This window comes from Marivirga sp. (assembly GCF_024636815.1).
Classification (GTDB): domain Bacteria; phylum Bacteroidota; class Bacteroidia; order Cytophagales; family Cyclobacteriaceae; genus Marivirga.
On sequence record NZ_JAGXGF010000105.1, the window covers coordinates 1 to 19,969 of the forward strand.

The following is a 19,969-nucleotide window of genomic DNA, read 5'->3' on the forward strand; positions in this document are numbered from 1 at the left end:
CACCGCTCATTTGAAAACTTCATAACCAACCTTGTTTCAGGCTTGATTGCTTATAGTTTCTTCCCCAAAAAACCGTCAATAAAATATGAAACCGAATTTACTGATCAAATAGCCCTATTTTAAAATCGAACTCAGGTTATTAGTAAACTTTTAATAAAAGCAATTGGCTAATTCCTGCTTGTTATTTACTTTAGTATATGCAACAAGCCTGGAACCGATATGCCTTTATTCGTTTTGTGCTATTCATGTCTCTTGGAATAGTCACAGGTACTTTTCTTCCTGATATGTATGAGATTATTGTCCTGATATTCAGTGTAATGGTGGTTCTGTACCTCTCTTCTCAATTTTTTAGAGGCTATCAATTTCCTGCCTTTCAATCTGTTTCCTTCGCTCTTTTAGCTTTTCTGATTTGCTTTTCTTTTGGCTATCTCAATGCCTTCTGGAAATCTGAAAAACATGATGAAAAGCATTTACTTAAAGTAAATACAAATGAGATTGAAGCTTTTGAAGCTATATTGATTAATGCAGGAAAAAACACTGAGAAAACTCATGGCTTTAAAGTAGAAGTCCAACAAATTATGCTTGAAGGGGAATGGCAAGTTTATAATGGAAATGCCATGATGTATTTCCAAAAGGATAGCCTTTCAGAAGAGTTAAAGTATGGAGACCAATTGCTAGTCAAATCAAGATTTGGTGAATTGGACCCCCCTAAAAACCCATTGGAGTTTAACTACAAGCGATTTTTAGGATTTGACCAAATCTACCATCAGCAATATGTGACTTCTGGAAAATGGCTAAAGCTGAATGAAGGGAAAGGAAATATAATTATGGCTTCCTCTATTAAAACAAGTCAATATCTGGAGAGAATCATGAATGAGCACATCCAAAATGATCGCTCATTAGCCATAGCTAAAGCTTTAACATTAGGAATTAAAGATGAACTCGATAATGACTTGCGTAATGCTTATGCAGCTGCAGGCGCCATGCATGTTTTAGCAGTAAGCGGTCTGCATGTTGGAATTATTTTCCTGATTGTATCTACATTCCTGAAGAAATGGAAAAATCGTAAAAGAGGCAGAATCTTTTTTGCCGTAACCAATATATCTGTTTTATGGGCTTATGCTTTTATCACAGGACTTTCCCCATCAGTGCAAAGAGCTGCTATGATGTTCACTTTCATCATTTTGGCTCAGGCTATGAAGCGGCAAACAAATATTTACAATACATTGGCAGCTTCGGCTTTTGTGCTTTTAAGTTTTAATCCTTTTTTATTATTTTCAGTTGGATTTCAGTTATCCTATTTAGCAGTTTTGGGGATTGTCTTTTTTCAGCCCAAATTATACGGGCTATTACAATTTAGATTTGTTTTATGGGATAAAATATGGGCAATTACTTGTGTTTCTATAGCTGCACAATTAGCCACTGCACCTTTAGCGTTGCTTTACTTTCATCAATTCCCGACTTATTTTTTCTTATCTAATCTGGTGGTAATTCCAGCTGCTTTTTTCATTCTGAACAGCAGTCTTTTATTATTGATTATTTCCTTCTGGGATTGGGCAGCCGAATGGATAGGTTTATTAATTGATTATTTTATTCAATTGATCAACTACTTGGTTTTCAGTTTGGACTATCTTCCAAATAGTACCATTGACGGTGTTTTTATAAATACGCCAGAGAGTTGGCTGATTTACATAGCTATCTTTTTTATAGCCTTATTCATTTCTGAGAAGAAATTGAATTACTTGAAATTGACAGTATTGAGCTTTTTTTTGATGAGTAGCAGTATTTGCTGGCGTCAATATGAGAATTTTCAAGAGAAGAAATTGATAGTTTATGACACTGGAAAGCATCATGCCTTGGCAATCAGAAATGGTTTTTCACAGTATCTTAAAGTTGAAGAAGAATTAGCTCAGGATAAAAGTAAACTTCGATTTCACGTGTATCCGAGCCAATTGCAAGCAGGAATAGCCGATTTTCATCCTGATCGTTTTGAACCAGATAATCAAATAGAGCTTTTTGAAGATTTTCATGGATTGAAGTTTGCCATTTGGCAGGACAAGCGAATTGTCCATTGGCATCAGGAATTAGAGGAAGATTTAACTTTAAAAGAATCGATTGATCTAGATTTATTAATTATCAGCAATAATGCTTTGCAAAAGTCTGAAAAGCTTCTTGAATTTTTCAGTCCCAAGAAAATTGTAATAGATGCATCCAATTCTTATTATAACATTCAAAACTTTAAAGCTAAATTTGAGGAGGAAAATTTAGACTATTACATAGTGCCTGAAGAAGGTGCTTTTGAATGGAAATTATAAACTATGGAATTAACTAAGATTGAAATTAAAGACAGAATTGGTTACATCATTCTTAATCGACCTGAAAAGAGAAATGCGCTTAGCTATGAATTTGTAGGAGAGCTAAAACAAGCTTTTGCTCAATTGAAAGAAGATGATAATGCAAAAGTGATAGTGCTCAGAGCAGAAGGGAAAGCTTTTTGTGCTGGAGCCGATTTGGCTTACATTCAAGGTTTGCAGAGCAATACTTACGAAGAAAATTTAGAAGACTCTAATCATTTGAAGGAGTTATTCTATCAAATTTATACTTATCCCAAAGTGGTGATAGCGGAAATTCAGGGTCATGCTTTAGCTGGAGGTTGCGGGTTAGCTACAGTTTGCGATTTTTCTTATACTGTTCCGCATGCAAAATTTGGCTATACGGAAGTGAAAATTGGTTTTATTCCTGCCATAGTTAAAGTGTTTTTATTGAGAAAAATAGGGGAAGGTAAATCTAAAGAACTGCTTTTGTCCGGAAAATTATACGAAGCTGCTGACGCCCAAAAAATGGGATTAGTTAATGAAGTGGTAGAAGCTGAAAAGCTTTCAGAAACTGTTTATGAATTTGCGCAGCAATTGATTCAAAATAATTCTGGTCAATCCATGGCATTTACCAAGCAAATGATAGCGGAAGTACAAGAAAAAGGACTGGAAGAAGGTTTACAATATGCAGCAGAGCAAAATGCCAAAGCCCGAGCTTCAGAAGATTGCAAAAAAGGCATAGCTGCCTTTTTGAATAAAGAGACGCCTAGTTGGTAAATTATAGGATTTCATAAAATATCTTTTCAAACTCCATGCAAAACCCAAAAGCCATTGATGTTCTCCAAAAGTACTGGGGCTATGAAGCCTTCAGAAGTATGCAAGAGGATATTATTGATTCTATCAATGCAGGAAAAGATACCTTGGCTTTGCTTCCAACGGGTGGTGGTAAATCAATTTGCTTTCAGGTCCCTGCTTTGATGAGTGATGGTGTATGCCTGGTGATTTCCCCATTGATTGCTTTAATGAAAGATCAGGTGGAGCAATTAAAAAAAAGAAAAATACCTGCTGCTGCCATTTATTCTGGTATGACTTACCGAGAAATTGATATTCTGCTGGATAATGCAGCCCATGGAGCTTATAAATTTCTATACGTTTCCCCCGAGCGATTGAAAACGGATTTATTTCTGGAAAGAAGTAAAAAAATGAAGCTTAATCTTTTGGTCATAGATGAAGCACATTGTATTTCTCAGTGGGGCTACGATTTCCGGCCTCCTTATTTGGAGATTGCTAACTTCAGAGAGTTATTTCCTGATTTGCCCTGTATAGCTTTAACTGCAACGGCAACCGAGGAGGTTAAAATAGATATACAGGAGAAGCTAAATTTTAAAGATGGAAAGCTTTTTCAAAAGAGTTTTGCGCGTGATAATCTTTCTTATTCAGTAAGAAAAGTAGAAAATAAGGAAGCTAAGCTTTTTGAGATTTTAAGGAAAATAAGGGGTACTTCCGTAGTGTACGCAAGAAACAGAAGACGTACAAAAGAAATTGCTCAGCTTTTACAAAAGAATGGTTTCTCAGCAGACTTCTACCATGCGGGGCTCTCTCAAGCCGATCGAAACGCAAAGCAAGATGCTTGGTTGAAAGACAAAGCAAGAATAATTGTGGCGACCAATGCTTTTGGGATGGGAATTGATAAACCCGATGTACGCACCGTAATTCATTGGGAGTTGCCAGATAATTTAGAATCCTATTATCAGGAAGCGGGTCGAGCAGGGCGTGATGAAAAGCCTGCTTTTGCAGTGGCGCTTTATCATCCTCAGGATTTCAAGGAAATGGAAGAAAAGCATGAATTAGCTCATCCTGAATTTGATTTTCTTAAAAAGCTTTATCAGTCGCTGGCGAATTACTTCAAAATAGCTATTGGATCAGGAGAAATGCAGAGCTATAATTTTGAGATTCAGGATTTTTGTCAGCATTACAATTATGAGGTTTACCCTGTTTTTCATGCATTAAAAGTTTTAGAAGAAGAAGGCTTTATCCAGCTGAATGAACAGTTTTATCGTCCTTCAGGCTTGCATATTAATCTGGATTTTAAAGATTTGTATGCCTATGAAATTGCCAACGCCAAATTTGAAAAGCTAATTAAAACTGTATTGAGAATTTACGGAGGTGACCTGTATCAGCAAGTCATTTTCATAAATGAACTGCAAATAGCTAAGATGTCTGAAATGAGTCCACAAGAGATAGTAAGGCAATTAAATTATTTAGATAAAGAAGGAGTAATGGACTATTCGCCAAAATCTGATTCTCCTCAATTAACCTTTTTGGAAGCACGCCATGATGCCAATAAACTACCACTCAATAAAAGGCGGCTGGAGGAACGGAAGAAAAGCAAATATGAGAAGCTAATGGCAGTTAAGAATTATGTTGAAAATGATTTAGTCTGCCGTACGTTAAAGCTTTTACAATATTTCGGTGAGTATAAAGAAGAAGCCTGTGGAGTATGCGATGTCTGCCTCAATGAAAAGAAATCAGTGCATCAGGATAAAGATTTGGAGCAGAAAATAATACAAATCCTCAAAGATTCTCATCTGAACATCGAGCGACTTTCAGAAAATATTGAAGGTTACGCCAAAGAAAAAGTGATTACAGCTGTCCGTAATCTTGATGATGAAGGCTTATTGAGAATAGATAAAATGGGAATGTTAAGTTTGGTGGAATAAGTTTTTGCTTTAGCTTATTTTAATTTCCCTTTATTCCTCGCATATAGAACTTGCATAATCCCATCTTTTAGACCGCTATCTGGAACGATAATACTTGGTGATTTTGACCAAACCATTGCATTAATATAAATATCTAAAGCAGGAATAATGACATCAGCTCTATCAGGGTTTAGTTGCAACCTATTAATTCGTTCATCCATGTCAAAGCTTTTAATATAAGCTTGAGTTTCCTTAACCTTTTTCAAACTAATAGGCTTACCAGCTTTTTTTCCAGCTAAGTCCTGTACTTTATTAATATTTCCACCCGTTCCTATGGCATGAATTTTAACTGATTGTCTTATTACCTTTTGCTCAATCCAATTCTTCATTTCGTCCCACATATGGTGTGAGCTATCTGTTTCTAAGTGTCTTACCGAACCAATTCGGAAAGATTTTGATGATAGTTTTTCATTGTTTTTATAAAAATTGAATTCAGTGCTCCCGCCTCCAACATCAATATGTAAATAAGCTTTATCATCCATATAGGGAAATATAGCTTTATTGATCATATCTGCTTCTTTATCGCCATCTATGATTTCAATTTCTAAATCTAATTCTGCTTTAACTTGGTCAATTAAATATTTTCCGTTTTCTGCTTCTCGCATAGCTGAAGTAGCGCAACCCATATAATCATCCACTTCGTAAAGGTCGATCAATATTTTAAAGGCCTGCATTAACTTTAGGAATTTGACTTTTGATTGCTCACTTATCCTTCCAGTAGTGAAAACATCTTGCCCTAAGCGTAAAGGAAAACGAACATATTCGAGTCGTTTAAATGTTATATTCCCTTGATAAAGAGTTACTCTGGTTAATTGTATTCTGATGGCATTGGAACCAATGTCAATGGCAGCTAGTTTTAACATACCCAAAAAAACAAAAATTAGATTGAATTGTAGTTATTATATAAAACAAAATACTTTTTTGATCGAAAAATTTTTACGTTTTTGAATTTTAATAGGATTATGTTCAACCTTTATGTTATATTCTAAAAAAATAATTATATTTGTTATTGGTAGATTATTATGAAATCAACATTAAAAATTTAGATTCGAATTTTACATTCACTCCCGATATTGTCGGGAGGCGCGAAGTTGAATTTTTAATGGAAGATTCCAGTGGCAATTAAAAGGCCTATAAAATACACATGAAAAGAGCTCTTCTTATATCGATACTTTTAATGCTTGGGGCAGAACTTTTTGCTCAAAGCTTCTATTCTAACCGAATTAACAGAAGGTGGATGGCCACTGGAGGTTTGGGTTATGCTAGAAGTTTGGGTGATTTAACTAATCCTGGCTCTTATTTTGATACTAAGCTGAACATTGTTGGTGGTTTGCAATACCGTTTTACCAATAGGGTAAGTGCAGGTGTTAATTTAATGGCTTTTCAGCTTTCTGGAGATGATCAGGATATCGATCCAGAATTGAATACAAGATCTAGAGGGCTATCATTTGTGTCTAATAACCTTGAATTAAGTGCAACAGCTTCTGTTTCACTTTTTCCAATGGCTAATCGTTTTACTCAAAGAAAAACAATTAATCCTTATTTAATTGCAGGTGTAGGAGTTTTACTTTTTGACCCAAGAGCTGAGGTACCTGAATTTTTGAGGGACGAAGCTGGAGATACCTTAATGGCAGTTCCTAGAGCTGGTGAAATGGTTTCTTTACGACAATATCAAACAGAAAGACCAAACTCCTATGGACGTTTTGCTTTTGTTATTCCCGTTGGAGTAGGGGTAAGAGTAAAAGTGACAGATTTTATAGATTTAACAGCCCAAGTGAGTAATAGAATTACTTTTACAGATTATTTAGACGATGTGAGTGGAAGAGGTTATCCTGATAGAGCTTTATTTGACTTAAATAATCCAGAGGATGTAACTGCTTTAGCATTGTCTGACCCTACTGGTAGAGGTGAAATCAGAGGTAATCCTGAGAATAATGATCATTATTTTATCGTGAATGTAAGGGCAGAGTTTTATATACAAGGAGAATTCTTAAATAAGATATTCGGAGTCGGTGGAAAACGCTATAATATTAGACCTCAAAGAGGTAGGGGTGGACTATTCAATTTTGGTAATAGAAGATAAAAAATAAAAAGGGCTGATTTAAAATCAGCCCTTTTTATTTTATGACCGTATTCCTTTAACGCTCAATTGTAATTTCACATCGTCCCTCTACTACTAATACCACTTCTTTTAAGGCGTTCCAGGTTAACCATTTTTTTTGTTGATTGTTCTATAATCCGAGTTAAGTTGTTTTTTACGGTGCATTGAATCAATATTCCATTTAATAATCATAATTGTTAACTTTATTGTATCTAAAAATTGCACGTATCTATACTTTATATAAGGAAATTAAAAAAAGTTATTACCTATTAAAAAATAAATTATGAGCTTCATCATAATATTATCATAGGTTAGGAATACAATTAGTAACTTGCGGTTTTTAGTGATGAAAATAGAGCTATGACTGAAAAAGAAAGAATACAATTAAAAGAAAAAATGGAAGCTAAATTGTTAGAATTGGATGCTACCATTAAGGAATTGAAAGAGGCCAGTAAGCCTCAAGGATTGGATAATGCGGTAGGTAGGTTAAGCCGAATGGATTATATTAACAATAAAGCAATTAGTGAATCTCAAATTCAAAAAGCAGAAAGCGAATTGAACGGGTTAAAAAGATGGCTTTCAATATATGACTCACCAAAATTTGGCAAATGCTCACGCTGCGGCAACGAAATCAATATCAATAGATTATTGTTAATGCCTTCCAGTTCAAGATGTATTAAATGTGCAAATCTTTAGAATACACACATGCAAGTAGCAGTTATTAAATATAATGCAGGCAACATTAAATCAGTGATGCTGGCATTAAAGAGATTAGGCTTAGAAGGAAACCTAACTGATAATCCTGATGAAATTTTAAATGCAGATCGAGTAATTTTTCCTGGTCAGGGAGAAGCGAAATCTGCTATGAAATATTTAAAGGAAAGGGAATTGGATAAGGTTATTCAATCTATAGAAAATCCTTTTTTAGGTATTTGCTTAGGCTTACAATTACTATGTAGCCACTCGGAAGAAGGTGATACGGAATGTCTTGGGGTTTTTGATGCAAATGTTAAAAAGTTTCCTAATGAATTAAAAGTCCCTCATATGGGATGGAATATAGGAAGCTTATCAGAAGATATTATTTTTAATGGAATACAGTCACCTGCTTATTTCTATTTTGTTCATTCATATTATGCCGAACTATGTGATCAAACAATTTCTGAAACAGAATATATGTTGCCGTTTAGCAATGTTCTTCATAAGGACAATTTCTATGCTATTCAGCCACATCCCGAGAAGAGTGCAGAGGCTGGGGAACAGTTTTTAAAGAATTTTTTATTCGAATTATAAGATTATGCATATAATACCAGCCATAGATATAATAGATGGAAAATGTGTTCGCCTTACCAAAGGTGATTACAATCAAAAAACAGAATACAACGATAATCCTTTGGAAGTAGCCAAGGAATTTGAAGCTGCCGGAATTGAAAGACTGCATTTGGTCGATTTAGATGGTGCAAAGGCGAAGAAGGTAGTGAATTTGGATGTGCTGAAATCTATAGCCAACAATACTAATTTAACGATTGATTTTGGTGGGGGAGTTCAAAGTACTGAAGATTTGAAAGCTGTATTTGATGCAGGTGCCAATCAAATTACAGGAGGAAGTATTGCAGTCAAAAATGAAGCGCTTTTTACTGAATGGATTGAGGAATTTGGCGGTGAAAAGATAATTCTGGGTGCTGATGTGAAAGGGGAGCATATAGCGATTCATGGATGGCAGGAAAGCTCAGAAAAACATATTTTTGATTTCTTAGAGCACTATTTAGCGAAGGGGTTGAAATATGTGATATGCACTGATGTTTCAAAAGACGGAGCTTTGCAAGGTACTTCCAATCAATTATATCAGGATATCTTAGATAGATTTCCAAATATCAAACTCATAGCCAGTGGAGGAGTAAGTAAATTAGAAGACCTACAGATCTTGGAAGATATGAATGTTTACGGTGCCATAGTGGGTAAGGCTATATATGAGAAGAGAATAAACTTATCAGATTTAAAGCAGTTTCAATAGTATGCTTACAAAAAGAATAATTCCTTGTTTAGATATAAAAAATGGTCGCACTGTTAAAGGTGTTAATTTTGTAGAATTAAGAGATGCCGGTGATCCTGTTGAGTTGGCTAAAATTTATGCTGAAGAAGGAGCTGATGAATTGGTGTTTTTGGATATAACCGCCACTAATGAAAAGCGAAAAACATTGGTGGAGCTCGTAGAAAAAGTAGCAGAAGCCATTAATATTCCTTTCACTGTAGGTGGGGGTATTAGCACTGTAGAAGATGTTTCAGTGCTTTTGGCAGCAGGAGCGGATAAAGTATCAATTAATTCTGCTGCAGTTCGAAATCCAAAAATTATCAAAGAAATGGCCGATGAATTTGGTTCTCAGTGCATAGTAGTGGCAGTGGACTCCAGAAGAGTGGGCGATAAGAATATTGTGCATACACATGGTGGATCGAAACCTACTGAGCTGGAAACAGAAGATTGGATAAAAAAAGCGGTTGAATTAGGTGCTGGTGAGATTTTATTGACTTCTATGGATCATGATGGTACTAAATCAGGCTTTGCAGATGAACTGATGTCAAAAATCTCTTCATTAGTAAATGTGCCGGTGATTGCTTCTGGTGGTGCAGGGAATATGCAACATTTTTGTGATACCTTTACAAACGGGAAATCTGATGCGGCTTTGGCTGCCAGTATATTTCATTTCAAAGAAATAGGGATACCCGAGTTAAAAGCTTTTTTAAAAAATAATAATATACCTACAAGAATCTAATCTTTAGATTTTAATAATATCAATTATGCGAAAACCCGATTTTTCAAAAGGTGAAAATGGTTTACTACCAGCAGTCATTCAAGATTCCATCACAGGAAAAGTTTTAATGTTAGGCTATATGAATGAGGAAGCACTAGAGAAAACCCAATCAAGCGGAAAGGTTACTTTTTATAGCAGGTCCAAACAAAGACTGTGGACAAAAGGAGAGTCGTCATCAAATTTTCTTCATCTGGTGGATATTTCATTGGATTGTGATCAGGATACTTTTTTGATTAAAGCCAAACCAGATGGGCCTACTTGTCATACTGGTGCTGATACATGCTGGGATGAGAAAAATCAAGGTATAGGATTTATTAATCAACTGGAGACTGTAATTGAGGGACGTAAGAACGGAGATAGTGAAAAGTCTTACGTGAAAAGTTTATTCGATAAAGGGATCAATAAAATTGCACAAAAAGTAGGAGAAGAAGCGGTTGAGGTAGTTATTGAAGCCAAAGATGATAATGAGGAGTTATTTTTAAATGAATCTGCAGATCTATTATTTCACTACTTAATATTATTACAAGCGAAAGGTTATAAATTACAGGATGTGGTGAAAATATTAGAGGACAGACATCGTTAATAGGGAAATATAGAATGTCATGAAATTCAGTTATTTACAAATATTTTTTGCATTTGCAGCAATTTCTTTCTTTTCATGTAAAGAGGAGGAGCTTAGCAATGATGACTGCAATTTAGAAACCAGAATTTGTACTGAGGAATTCAGATCAATTTCACTTGAAATTACTACTCCAGACGGTAACCCTGTGATTTTAGATGACTTTTATACCTTTCATGATTCAAGAAAAAAGTTTGAATTTGAATTGAATGATGTTCAGAAAGGAAATGGAATATATCCTGTCATTACGGACAGTGAACTAGATGAACTGAAGCGGGAAGGCACTACACTTATTTTTGTAGGAGAGAAGGATGGAAAGAATTTAGTGGAACATCAGATGGTCATTGGACATGATTGTTGCCATGTTATTTTAATTGAAGGAGAAGATAAAATTGTAATTGAAGAGTAATGAAAAATCTATTATTTATATTTTGCTTTATTTCTATGGCGGCAACTTGTCAAGATAAAAATTCCAAAACCAAAGATCAAAAAGAAAATCCTTGTCCTCCTGATGTCATCTGCACTATGGAATTTAAGATTATTGATTTAGAAATAAAGAATAATGAGGGAGAAGCAATTGTTTTAGATGAATTCTATAGTGAAATAGATGGAGAAAAAGTTGAAATCCCTGATGATGTATATCAACTAAAGGATGGTGTTTACCCAGTAGCCACAGACGGACAAATGAAAGACTTGAGTTTTGATGGGAATGAAGTTATTTTCTTTGGTTTGATGGATGGTAAAAAAGTGGTGGAACATAAAATGACTATTGGGAAAGATTGTTGTCATATTCAACTCGTAGAAGGAGAGCAGAAAGTAATAATTTCCCCTTAACTATAAAACTTAGCCATCTCATCCAAATCTTTTCTCTTAAGCTTTGGGACATATGTTTCTTCAGCTGGATAGCCAAGCGGTAATAACAAATAAGGCCTTTCGTTTTTGGGTCTTTCCAGAATCTCAGATAAGAAATTCATTGGGCTTGGTGTATGAGTTAGTGTTGCCAATCCAGCTTGATGTATAGCGGATATTAAAAAACCACATGCAATTCCTACTGATTCATTTACGTAATAATTGGTTTTCTTTTGACCTTCTTCCTCATCATAAATCTTTTTAAAGACCACTATGATATAGGGAACAGTTTCCAGAAATGGTTTTCTCCAGTCTGTGCCGATGGGTTCCAAATCTTTTAACCACTGTTCGCTCATACGGCTTTGATAGCTTTCGAATTCTTCTTTTTCAGCCGCTGCTCTAATTTTCTTTTTTATATCAGGGTTAGAAATAATACAAAAGGTCCAGGGTTGCTTATGAGCACCCGATGGGGCTGTTGCAGCAGTTTTAATAATGTTTTCTATAACTTCTTTGGGAATATTTTGACTAGAAAAATCACGAACGGATCTTCTTTTATTCATTGATAAATAGAAATCCTCACTTCTCAATCTTAAAATATCAATATCAGGATTATCATGAGTTAGTTGAATATGAGGATGTCCATTTATTAACTTTTCCTTCATAATTGCATTTCTTTTAAGGCTTTTTCTACGTCCTCAGGAGCATCAATTCCGATTGTTTCTATAGGAGTAATGGCTGTTCTTATTCGGTATCCATTTTCTATCCAGCGCAGTTGCTCTAAAGACTCAGCTAGTTCTAAAGGAGTAGGGCTAAGGGTTACAAGCTTTGCTAAAATATCTACCCTATAGGCATAAATTCCAATGTGTTTGTAATGTTGATGATTCCTCATCCAATCCTCTGTAGGAATGTTTCGCATATGAGGAATAGGTGATCGAGAGAAATACAAAGCCAATCCACTATCAGCTTTAAGGGCTTTAATTACATTAGGATTTTGTAAATCCTCTAAATTATCAATATTTTTAATTAGGGTGGCTATTTCTGTTTTTCTATTGAGTACGCTGGCTAAAAGCTCAATTTGTTCTGGGTCTATAAATGGTTCATCTCCTTGAATATTGATAGCGAAATCATAACTTCCACCATCTAATTTTAAAGCTTCATGGCATCTTTCAGTTCCATTTTTATGCTCAGGGCTCGTCATATAAACCTCATGACCTAATTCTTTTACGTGATCGAAAATCCTGTCATCATCCGTGGCGACTATCACTTTTTTTAGTGCACTGCTTTTTTTGCACTGTTCTACCACTCTTTGGATCATGGTTTTTCCACCAATGTCAACTAGTGGTTTCCCAGGAAATCTGGTTGAGGCATATCTTGCAGGGATAATTCCAATTATGTCCATATTTTCTTAGTTATCAGCTTTTTTAACCTTTAAACTCGTTCCACTTTCATCAACTACAACTATTTTCTCTCCTTGTTCCAAATACTCACCTCTTGTATGCGCATCATAAAGTTCTCCATCTATTTCAACTTTTCCGCTTGGTCGAAGTACTGAAAATACTTCTCCGGTTTTACCAGCCATTCCTGCCGCAATAAAGCGCGAGGAGTACCCTTCCGTTTTTGATTGAACTCCCTGCAAAGCGACTCTTTTGAAAAATTTGCTGTTTGTTAAACGTACTCCTCCAATAAACATCAAAATTATGCTTCCAAATAATCCTGTTAATGTCGTGAGTAAGGCTCTAGTAATATTTTCACTTGGCACAAATTCAAAATCAAACATTTCATTATTCAACATCATGAATACCAAGGATCCTAATGTTAGGATAAGTCCTAAAATTCCAAATATGCCAAACCCTGGAATAACAAAAACTTCAATTGCTATTAAAACTAGTCCTATTATAAATGCTAATATCTCCCAATTTTCTGCTAAACCATTTAAATAATACGGTACTAAGTAAAGTACTAAGGCTACAATTGAAGCCATGATAGGAAAGCCAACTCCCGGTGTCTGTAATTCAAAATATATTCCTCCTATAATGATAAGAATTAATATTCCACTTATGAATGGGTTGATGAAAAATGAAATTATGGCTTCGGTGTTACTTACCTCATAGCGATGAACTGTAGCATTATCTAACTTTAGATAAGTTAGTAATTCTGTGGTACTGTTAAATTGTCCCTCACAAAATCCGTTTTCTATAGCTTCTGAAGTTGAGAATGTAATAACTTCTCCAGCTTTGGTGATTCCTTCTATTTCAATTTTTTCATCTACCATAGCCTCTGCAATTCTAGGATTTCTTCCTGAAGCTTCGGCAGTGGAGCGCATTATCGAACGCATATAGGATTGGTATTTATCAGGGGCAGCTTCTCCTGTTTGGTTTACTACAGTCGCAGCACCAATACTACCACCCGGTGCCATATAAATACTATCACAAGCAATTGAAATTAATGCACCAGCTGATGCGGCATTATTATCTATGAAAACATAAACAGGAATATCTAAATTCAAGAGCGCAGAACGGATTTCATCAGCATCATAGAGTGCTCCACCATAAGTATTCATTTCAATTATAATATGAGAGGAATTTCTTTCTTTAGCTTCCTGAAGTGCTAAATCGACATATCTCTTGGTTCTGGCATCAATTTGATCCTTTATTTCCATTATGAAAACTTCCTGCTTTACATCTGTGGAATCAGCAAAAAGTGGAATTTGAAATAAACCAAGTATAAATAAAATTAAGGCTGCTTTTTTCATTTATAAAAATTATGCATGAATTTAAGAGAATAGTATTTAAGCAACAATAATAAGCTATGACATTTTGCAATTTTTCTACAAAACTGTCATAATAAGGGATTTAATTTGATTTTAATTTCTCCAATATGAATTATTCCATCTTTTTAATGTTTTCGCTTAAAAATATAGTGAAAAACAAGTCAGATTTTCATCTATTTAACTACTACTTATTATGTCAGATTCATTTTTAGCTAAAAAAAATAGATGAGAATTGATGGGGTTCATAAAATTTCCAGATTTAAAATTATTTTAAACACCTGGTTTTATAATCCGTAAATCATATTCACGTTTTCTTTATTGATTTGTGAATTAAAATTCAGTTTTATTTTACTTATCATTACATAATAACCATTTTTGTACAGCAATCGGATATCTTAAAAAAGCATGAAGATAAAAATTTCATTCATCTGTCTATTTTTCTTAATAATCACCTCATTTAAAGCAAATGCTATCGCTATTGATTCTGTGGGGATTAAAGTTATAGACGGAGAAAAATACATTATACATAAATTAGAGCCCAGAGAAACCCTTTATTCATTAGGGAAACGCTACCATGTTTCCGTAGCAGAAATACAAGAGGTGAACCCTCAGGAAAAAGATGGTTATAAAATTGATCAAATTGGTCGTGAGCTTTTAATTCCCTATAAAGAAGAAGAATTTACATCTGCTGCTGGAACTTCCACCCCAAAATTTAATGGAAAGCAACATACTGTTGAAGCAGGAGAAACCATTTATTCTATTTCAAGGCAATATAACGTAAGTCAAGGTGATATCATGAAATGGAATGATTTGCAGTCTTCCAATTTAAATATCGGTCAAAAGTTATGGATAAGTAATCCAGGTACTTACCCTTCTGATAAAAAGGAAAATGAAGTAGTCGAAAAAGCTGAAAATAAAGAGCAAATTACTCATGTTGTTGATCTTGGAGAAACTATTTATAGTCTTTCCAATCAATATGGTGTTACGCAAAGCGAAATCATTAAACTTAATGATTTAAAAGATAATAATATTGCAGTTGGTCAAAAACTAATTATAAAAGCCAAGAGTCCTGAAGTAAAAGAAGAGGAGGAAAAAGAAGAAGAGCCAGAAGCTGAATATCAAACGCCAAGTGTTCAAACTTTTCATAATGCCAAAAAAGGCGAAACCTATCGAAAAGTGGCAAATATGTACGGAGTAAAGGAGGCTAAACTTAAAGAATGGAATAAATTTAAAGAACCATTTTTCGGGGGTGAAGTTATCAAAATCGTACCGCCAGAAGTAGAAGAAGAAAAATCCGCTGATATAGATTCTAATAAAGAAAGAGAGTCAAATGAAGTTGACAAATCAAGAATCCATACTGTTGAGTCTGGAGAAACATTATATAGTCTATCAGATAAATATGGGGTGGAAGTAGAAGATCTTAGAAAATGGAATAGTCTAAATAATTATCAATTGAGTTTAGGTCAGAAATTATATATACAAAATCCTGATGCTTTGATGTCAGATATAGAAATTGAAGAAAAAAAGGAGGAACAACCTGTTTTTGATGATGCTAAACCAAATCTATCTGAAAATCCACAAAAGCAGGATACCAAGGCGTACTTCACTGTAGAAGAGGATGAGATGCCTAAGATTGATAAGATTAAGGAAAAGGGGGTTGCAGAAGTAATTGAAGGCTCAGAAGGTACGGAGAAATATTTAGCATTACATAGAACAGCTAAGATAGGCACTATCATGCAAGTCAGAAATGATCTGAATGACCAAATCGTTTTTGTAAGAGTTCTTGGTAAATTGCCTAACACTGGAGTAGATGAAAAAGTGATCATAAGAATATCTAAAAAAGCATTTGAAAAGCTAGGTGGCGTGGATTATAAATTCCCTGTTGAAATTAGCTACCTTCCTCTGAAAGATTAAAAATGAAGCATTTTGAGGAAGTAAAATCCTTATTGGATGAAAAGTACGACTTGTATAACCGTCCAGATTTTATTGCGGAGGATCCAGTCAGTATTCCACATTTATTTACTAAAAAGCAGGATATAGAAATTTCTGCTTTTTTTGCTTCTATTCTAGCTTGGGGTCAGCGAAAAACCATCATCAATAAATGCAAGGAGTTGATGGCTATGATGGGCAACAGCCCACATGAGTTTGTATTAAATCATTCTGAAAATGATTTAAATGATTTGATGCATTTCAAGCATAGAACTTTTAACGATATAGACACCCTTTATTTCATTCATTTCTTTAAAGAATTTTATCAAAAACATGAGAGCCTGGAAGATGCCTTTCTGTTAGGGAAATCTTCTGATACTGAATTCATGAAACAAAGTATCATGGCTTTTCATCATTTCTTTTTCTCATCCGAAATCGCTCCCCAGAGAACACGCAAGCATATCGCTACTCCTGATCGAAAGTCAGCCTGTAAAAGGATCAATATGTTCTTGAGGTGGATGGTTAGGCAAGATGATAGAGGTGTAGATTTTGGAATTTGGCAAAAAATTAAACCTGCTGATTTAATTTGTCCTTGCGATTTGCATGTTGACAGAGTAGCTCGAAAACTAGGTTTAATCCAAAGAAAGCAAACCGATTGGCAAACCGCTGAAGAATTAACCAAGACCTTAAGGAAAATGGATGCTAATGATCCTGTGAAATATGATTTTGCACTTTTTGGGCTTGGGATTACGGAGGGATACGGTAAATAATTAGTAATTAATAATTTGATAATTAGTGATTTAGATTTCAATGCAATTAACAAACAGATTTATATACTAACCACAAAGGACACGATGCTTTTCACTAAGTTCCACTAAGTTGTAAAATTTAAATAGCCTTAGGCTATTCCTTCGTGTTCTTTGTGAAATCCTTAGAGGAACTTTGTGGTTAAAATGAGTAGCCTTAAGCTGTTTTTTGCATTATCTAATCTCTTTTTCCAGTAGATTCTACTGTACTTTTAACATCCTGCTTAGCGGTAATAGTCTTCAGTTCATCTCCTTTTTTAAGCTTTTGCCCCATGATGCTTTTACCGTTCAAGCTTGTATAGGAATAGCCTTTTTTGAAAACTGTTTCCGGATTGATTAATTCCAGTGTTTTTTCGTAAATCTCTAACTTCTGATTTGTGTTTTGGAGGTTTTTTCGAACATCATATTGCAACTTCTGCTGATAACGACTTAAATGGTTTTCAGCTTTATTAAAATGCTTTTTTAAGGCATAGCGCATGGAGTGTTTTCTGTCACTCAGTTTGTGTTGCTCTTTTTCTACTTTTTGGTTGAGGTGAGCTAGGATGTTCTGTGCTGCAAGGTTAATTTTTTCTTCATAAATCCTCATGCCTCTGATTAAAAATTCAGCAACAGCAGTCGGAGTTTTTAATTTAGAATGTGATACTAAATCACAAATAGTTTCATCCCTTTCGTGACCAATCCCCGTAAAAACTGGCAGAGGAAATTGTGCAATATGAGAAGCTAGCTCATAATCATCAAAGCAATCCAAATCCACCTGAGCTCCACCACCACGAATTAGAACGACTGCATCAAAATTTTTCATCTGCTCATGGATTTGATGTAAGGCCGAAATAATGGTCTGAGCAGCTTTATCTCCCTGCATAGTGGCTACGAATAGTTTGCTATGCAATTTATAGTGGTAATCGTTATCTAAGATTTGATTCATAAAATCACCATAACCCGCTGCAGATTCAGCACTGATGATGGCAATGCGCTGAGGAACCAAAGGCAAAGTATGGCTTTTGTTCATATCAAAAACGCCATCTTCTTTTAGTTGAGCAATAATCTCTTGTTTTTTTCTCGCCCTTTCGCCCAAGGTGAAATTAGGGTCAATATCTTTTACGTTAAGACTTAAGCCATATACCTCATGAAATTGTATTTGGACATTTGCCAAAACCGTCATGCCTGCTTTCAAGTTTTCTCCGGTGATGGATTGAAACCAGGCACTTATGCTTCTGTAACTATAAGACCATATGGTGGCTCTACTCTTGGAAAGCAATTGATTGCTTTCTTCATCTTTTTCAACAAATTCAATATAGCAATGTCCGTTCCGTGCTTCTCTTAACTCACCAATTTCTGCTACTACCCAATAGGAAGGTTCCAACTGAGTATTAAGCGTATCTTTAATTAATAAATTGAGGTCTGTTAGAGAAATGTGCTGCATTATGGTTGCACGTTTTGAATGTTCTTAACTACATCCTTTATGATAAAAAAAAGTACTATGGAGAAACTAACAATAGAAAACCAAAACATGAAACGCTTGTTGGCATAGGGAACTTCTTCCTCACTTTCTTTATCTGCAAAAAGCCAATCGTAAAATTTCTCTATGGTTTTACGCATTATAATTCTTTTAGAAATTCCAGAAAGCCTGCATTTTTTCCTTTTGGTCTGACAATCATTAATGGAATGTCATTGTCTAGTTGTATTAATCTTTCTGCTATGCTTCCTAAGAAAAAAGCTGTAGTAGAAGTTCTGCCTTTTGCACCAATGATTATAGCATTAGCATTTAATTCGTGGGCTTTTTCAACCATGTCTGTTGTAACATCCTCATTTGTATCTTGAGAATAAACCGCATTTATTTTGATTTCTTTTGTATCAATTTTGCTAATAAACTTCTTGTAATTTTTCACCGCATTTTTCCGCATTACTTCCGTAAATTCCTCAAAAGATTTTCCAGTATAATGATATCCGGTAGGGACTGTAAATACGTTTTGAATGGTGATTTCAGTAGCGTTTTGATTACTACGAGCAATGTTGATAGCTTCTTCCAAAGCTAACTTTGAATAGTCAGAAAAATCGCTCGGAACCAATATTCTATCCATCTTTGGACTAGTGCCCTCAGGGATAATTAATAAGCTACATGCTGCTCTTCTAGCCAATCTTTGAGAAAGTGCACCGCTCTCATTTGCTTTCTCCCTTCTGCCCATCACGATAAGATCTATATCCTTTTCTTTCGTGAATTTCAATATACTATCGGCAATCTTTCCATTTAAAACATTAAAGTGGAACTTAGTATTATGTTCTCCAGTTGAAAATTTTGCTACCTTTTTTTCCATTTCGGTTTTCCTTTCTTTGATGGCATTTTCCACCATATCGGGAAACTCTTTCAGTACTTCTTTAGGAACATATAGGTTTTTAATAACATTTACAAAATAAATATCTTCTACGGCCGGAGCATTGGCTAAGAAATCTGCAAACTCCACCATAGTTTGATCTAACTCACTTAAATCTAATCCTATTATTACTTTTTTTATTGGGTACATAAGGGTATAATCTGAATTCGGTTACAAAGGTACAAACACTAATATCTAAACTAATTAAAAAATGCAATAAAAATCACTCAGCTTCTTGTTTTTCCTTTTCTTCTTCAAAAGCAAGCATTTGATCTTCGTGGTAAAATTTTTGAAGCTTACGTTTAAGTTTGAAATAACGAATCAAACCATAAACGATCATGAGAAAACTTATACCAAATGATAAATAGGCTAACCATTGTATTGTTTGCAAACTCTCCATTTTCAAAAAGGCTATTCCACCTAAGATTAAATATAGACTTGTTCGGATATAGGCAAAGAGTGTCCTTTCGTTTGCTAATGTAGTTCTCTCTAAAGCTAAAAAGTCTCTTAAGATAATTTTTTCCCTGTTTTTGTAATCAGGAACTATCTTAGGCATTCTTATTTTTTTCATCATATTAAAAAATTGGTCAGAAATTAAACTTCTTGAGTTTGATTATGGATATATCACTAATTATTTTACTT

Annotated in this window: 21 protein-coding genes and 1 pseudogene; 14 read left to right on the plus strand and 8 right to left on the minus strand. The window is 34.7% G+C overall.

Going from position 1 to position 19,969, the window contains the following annotated elements; genetic code table 11:
* The 4 genes and pseudogenes from Q0L29_RS08080 to Q0L29_RS08095 form a co-directional block, all read left to right on the plus strand.
* Nucleotides 1-123, plus strand: a pseudogene (locus tag Q0L29_RS08080) (IS982 family transposase); the annotation flags it as partial.
* Between the two features lie 74 nt (nucleotides 124-197).
* On the plus strand, nucleotides 198-2,315 hold the full coding sequence (locus Q0L29_RS08085) for a ComEC/Rec2 family competence protein (RefSeq protein WP_296620664.1): 2,118 nt from the start codon (nucleotides 198-200) through the stop codon (nucleotides 2,313-2,315).
* Between the two features lie 3 nt (nucleotides 2,316-2,318).
* Nucleotides 2,319-3,092, plus strand: coding sequence for an enoyl-CoA hydratase-related protein (locus tag Q0L29_RS08090; RefSeq protein ID WP_296620666.1), 774 nt, complete (start codon nucleotides 2,319-2,321; stop codon nucleotides 3,090-3,092).
* Nucleotides 3,093-3,127: 35 nt separating this feature from the next.
* Nucleotides 3,128-5,035, plus strand: a complete 1,908-nt coding sequence (locus Q0L29_RS08095; protein WP_296620668.1) for an ATP-dependent DNA helicase RecQ — start codon at nucleotides 3,128-3,130, stop codon at nucleotides 5,033-5,035.
* 14 nt (nucleotides 5,036-5,049) lie between these two features.
* Here Q0L29_RS08095 and Q0L29_RS08100 read toward each other — a convergent pair whose 3' ends face one another.
* Nucleotides 5,050-5,937: a phosphatase gene (locus Q0L29_RS08100; protein WP_296620670.1), complete on the minus strand. Its 888-nt coding sequence runs from the start codon at nucleotides 5,935-5,937 to the stop codon at nucleotides 5,050-5,052.
* A 281-nt stretch (nucleotides 5,938-6,218) separates the two neighbouring features.
* On the opposite strand from Q0L29_RS08100, the gene Q0L29_RS08105 reads away from it, so the two are divergent.
* The 8 genes from Q0L29_RS08105 to Q0L29_RS08140 all read left to right on the plus strand — a co-directional run bounded on the left by Q0L29_RS08105 (nucleotide 6,219) and on the right by Q0L29_RS08140 (nucleotide 11,435).
* A complete protein-coding gene (locus Q0L29_RS08105) occupies nucleotides 6,219-7,157 on the plus strand; it encodes an outer membrane beta-barrel protein (protein ID WP_296620672.1) in 939 nt (312 codons plus the stop codon).
* Between the two features lie 378 nt (nucleotides 7,158-7,535).
* Entirely contained in the window at nucleotides 7,536-7,871 is a 336-nt protein-coding gene (locus Q0L29_RS08110; protein ID WP_296620674.1) for a TraR/DksA C4-type zinc finger protein, read from the plus strand.
* 9 nt (nucleotides 7,872-7,880) lie between these two features.
* Nucleotides 7,881-8,465 carry an imidazole glycerol phosphate synthase subunit HisH gene (gene hisH / locus Q0L29_RS08115; protein WP_296620676.1) on the plus strand — a complete coding sequence of 195 codons (585 nt, stop codon included), beginning with the start codon at nucleotides 7,881-7,883 and terminating at the stop codon, nucleotides 8,463-8,465.
* A 4-nt stretch (nucleotides 8,466-8,469) separates the two neighbouring features.
* Nucleotides 8,470-9,186: a 1-(5-phosphoribosyl)-5-[(5-phosphoribosylamino)methylideneamino]imidazole-4-carboxamide isomerase gene (gene hisA, locus Q0L29_RS08120; protein WP_296620680.1), complete on the plus strand. Its 717-nt coding sequence runs from the start codon at nucleotides 8,470-8,472 to the stop codon at nucleotides 9,184-9,186.
* A gap of 1 nt (nucleotide 9,187) precedes the next feature.
* Nucleotides 9,188-9,943: an imidazole glycerol phosphate synthase subunit HisF gene (gene hisF, locus Q0L29_RS08125; protein ID WP_296620681.1), complete on the plus strand. Its 756-nt coding sequence runs from the start codon at nucleotides 9,188-9,190 to the stop codon at nucleotides 9,941-9,943.
* A 25-nt stretch (nucleotides 9,944-9,968) separates the two neighbouring features.
* Nucleotides 9,969-10,565, plus strand: coding sequence for a bifunctional phosphoribosyl-AMP cyclohydrolase/phosphoribosyl-ATP diphosphatase HisIE (gene hisIE, locus Q0L29_RS08130; protein ID WP_296620683.1), 597 nt, complete (start codon nucleotides 9,969-9,971; stop codon nucleotides 10,563-10,565).
* 19 nt (nucleotides 10,566-10,584) lie between these two features.
* Complete coding sequence (locus Q0L29_RS08135) at nucleotides 10,585-11,010, plus strand: hypothetical protein (protein WP_296620685.1); 426 nt, start codon at nucleotides 10,585-10,587, stop codon at nucleotides 11,008-11,010.
* Nucleotides 11,010-11,435, plus strand: a complete 426-nt coding sequence (locus Q0L29_RS08140) for a hypothetical protein (protein ID WP_296620687.1) — start codon at nucleotides 11,010-11,012, stop codon at nucleotides 11,433-11,435. The genes Q0L29_RS08135 and Q0L29_RS08140 overlap by 1 nt, the downstream gene beginning before the upstream one ends.
* Here the strand turns inward: Q0L29_RS08140 and Q0L29_RS08145 are convergent.
* The 3 genes from Q0L29_RS08145 to Q0L29_RS08155 are packed head-to-tail and all read right to left on the minus strand — an operon-like array spanning nucleotide 11,432 to nucleotide 14,202.
* Complete coding sequence (locus Q0L29_RS08145) at nucleotides 11,432-12,112, minus strand: nitroreductase family protein (RefSeq protein WP_296620689.1); 681 nt, start codon at nucleotides 12,110-12,112, stop codon at nucleotides 11,432-11,434. The genes Q0L29_RS08140 and Q0L29_RS08145 overlap by 4 nt on opposite strands.
* The gene (gene kdsB / locus Q0L29_RS08150) at nucleotides 12,109-12,849 is read right to left on the minus strand and encodes a 3-deoxy-manno-octulosonate cytidylyltransferase (protein WP_296620690.1); all 741 of its coding nucleotides are present in this window, start codon (nucleotides 12,847-12,849) and stop codon (nucleotides 12,109-12,111) included. Before kdsB ends, Q0L29_RS08145 begins: the two co-directional genes overlap by 4 nt.
* A gap of 6 nt (nucleotides 12,850-12,855) precedes the next feature.
* On the minus strand, nucleotides 12,856-14,202 hold the full coding sequence (locus tag Q0L29_RS08155; RefSeq protein WP_296620692.1) for an NfeD family protein: 1,347 nt from the start codon (nucleotides 14,200-14,202) through the stop codon (nucleotides 12,856-12,858).
* Nucleotides 14,203-14,625: 423 nt separating this feature from the next.
* On the opposite strand from Q0L29_RS08155, the gene Q0L29_RS08160 reads away from it, so the two are divergent.
* Both Q0L29_RS08160 and Q0L29_RS08165 read left to right on the plus strand, forming a co-directional pair.
* Entirely contained in the window at nucleotides 14,626-16,134 is a 1,509-nt protein-coding gene (locus Q0L29_RS08160) for a LysM peptidoglycan-binding domain-containing protein (RefSeq protein ID WP_296620694.1), read from the plus strand.
* A 2-nt stretch (nucleotides 16,135-16,136) separates the two neighbouring features.
* Nucleotides 16,137-16,919 (plus strand): TIGR02757 family protein, encoded by a 783-nt coding sequence (locus Q0L29_RS08165; RefSeq protein ID WP_296620696.1) that lies wholly within the window; start codon nucleotides 16,137-16,139, stop codon nucleotides 16,917-16,919.
* A gap of 214 nt (nucleotides 16,920-17,133) precedes the next feature.
* On the opposite strand, the gene xseA is transcribed toward Q0L29_RS08165, so the two are convergent.
* The 4 genes from xseA to Q0L29_RS08185 form a co-directional block, all read right to left on the minus strand.
* Entirely contained in the window at nucleotides 17,134-18,378 is a 1,245-nt protein-coding gene (xseA, locus tag Q0L29_RS08170) for an exodeoxyribonuclease VII large subunit (RefSeq protein WP_296620698.1), read from the minus strand.
* Nucleotides 18,378-18,554 (minus strand): hypothetical protein, encoded by a 177-nt coding sequence (locus Q0L29_RS08175; RefSeq protein ID WP_296620699.1) that lies wholly within the window; start codon nucleotides 18,552-18,554, stop codon nucleotides 18,378-18,380. The genes xseA and Q0L29_RS08175 overlap by 1 nt, the downstream gene beginning before the upstream one ends.
* Nucleotides 18,554-19,477: a universal stress protein gene (locus Q0L29_RS08180; protein WP_296620701.1), complete on the minus strand. Its 924-nt coding sequence runs from the start codon at nucleotides 19,475-19,477 to the stop codon at nucleotides 18,554-18,556. The genes Q0L29_RS08175 and Q0L29_RS08180 overlap by 1 nt, the downstream gene beginning before the upstream one ends.
* A 73-nt stretch (nucleotides 19,478-19,550) precedes the next feature.
* Nucleotides 19,551-19,901 (minus strand): DUF202 domain-containing protein, encoded by a 351-nt coding sequence (locus Q0L29_RS08185; protein ID WP_296620703.1) that lies wholly within the window; start codon nucleotides 19,899-19,901, stop codon nucleotides 19,551-19,553.
* Between the last annotated feature and the right edge of the window lie 68 nt (nucleotides 19,902-19,969).

What these genes read in the sequence shown, in the direction of transcription:
- Q0L29_RS08085 (WP_296620664.1), top strand. Translation starts at nt 198, where the DNA reads ATGCAACAAGCCTGGAACCGATATGCCTTTATTCGTTTTGTGCTATTC.
- Q0L29_RS08090 (WP_296620666.1), top strand. Translation starts at nt 2,319, where the DNA reads ATGGAATTAACTAAGATTGAAATTAAAGACAGAATTGGTTACATCATT.
- Q0L29_RS08095 (WP_296620668.1), top strand. Translation starts at nt 3,128, where the DNA reads ATGCAAAACCCAAAAGCCATTGATGTTCTCCAAAAGTACTGGGGCTAT.
- Q0L29_RS08100 (WP_296620670.1), bottom strand. Translation starts at nt 5,937, where the DNA reads ATGTTAAAACTAGCTGCCATTGACATTGGTTCCAATGCCATCAGAATA.
- Q0L29_RS08105 (WP_296620672.1), top strand. Translation starts at nt 6,219, where the DNA reads ATGAAAAGAGCTCTTCTTATATCGATACTTTTAATGCTTGGGGCAGAA.
- Q0L29_RS08110 (WP_296620674.1), top strand. Translation starts at nt 7,536, where the DNA reads ATGACTGAAAAAGAAAGAATACAATTAAAAGAAAAAATGGAAGCTAAA.
- hisH (WP_296620676.1), top strand. Translation starts at nt 7,881, where the DNA reads ATGCAAGTAGCAGTTATTAAATATAATGCAGGCAACATTAAATCAGTG.
- hisA (WP_296620680.1), top strand. Translation starts at nt 8,470, where the DNA reads ATGCATATAATACCAGCCATAGATATAATAGATGGAAAATGTGTTCGC.
- hisF (WP_296620681.1), top strand. Translation starts at nt 9,188, where the DNA reads ATGCTTACAAAAAGAATAATTCCTTGTTTAGATATAAAAAATGGTCGC.
- hisIE (WP_296620683.1), top strand. Translation starts at nt 9,969, where the DNA reads ATGCGAAAACCCGATTTTTCAAAAGGTGAAAATGGTTTACTACCAGCA.
- Q0L29_RS08135 (WP_296620685.1), top strand. Translation starts at nt 10,585, where the DNA reads ATGAAATTCAGTTATTTACAAATATTTTTTGCATTTGCAGCAATTTCT.
- Q0L29_RS08140 (WP_296620687.1), top strand. Translation starts at nt 11,010, where the DNA reads ATGAAAAATCTATTATTTATATTTTGCTTTATTTCTATGGCGGCAACT.
- Q0L29_RS08145 (WP_296620689.1), bottom strand. Translation starts at nt 12,112, where the DNA reads ATGAAGGAAAAGTTAATAAATGGACATCCTCATATTCAACTAACTCAT.
- kdsB (WP_296620690.1), bottom strand. Translation starts at nt 12,849, where the DNA reads ATGGACATAATTGGAATTATCCCTGCAAGATATGCCTCAACCAGATTT.
- Q0L29_RS08155 (WP_296620692.1), bottom strand. Translation starts at nt 14,202, where the DNA reads ATGAAAAAAGCAGCCTTAATTTTATTTATACTTGGTTTATTTCAAATT.
- Q0L29_RS08160 (WP_296620694.1), top strand. Translation starts at nt 14,626, where the DNA reads ATGAAGATAAAAATTTCATTCATCTGTCTATTTTTCTTAATAATCACC.
- Q0L29_RS08165 (WP_296620696.1), top strand. Translation starts at nt 16,137, where the DNA reads ATGAAGCATTTTGAGGAAGTAAAATCCTTATTGGATGAAAAGTACGAC.
- xseA (WP_296620698.1), bottom strand. Translation starts at nt 18,378, where the DNA reads ATGCAGCACATTTCTCTAACAGACCTCAATTTATTAATTAAAGATACG.
- Q0L29_RS08175 (WP_296620699.1), bottom strand. Translation starts at nt 18,554, where the DNA reads ATGCGTAAAACCATAGAGAAATTTTACGATTGGCTTTTTGCAGATAAA.
- Q0L29_RS08180 (WP_296620701.1), bottom strand. Translation starts at nt 19,477, where the DNA reads ATGTACCCAATAAAAAAAGTAATAATAGGATTAGATTTAAGTGAGTTA.
- Q0L29_RS08185 (WP_296620703.1), bottom strand. Translation starts at nt 19,901, where the DNA reads ATGATGAAAAAAATAAGAATGCCTAAGATAGTTCCTGATTACAAAAAC.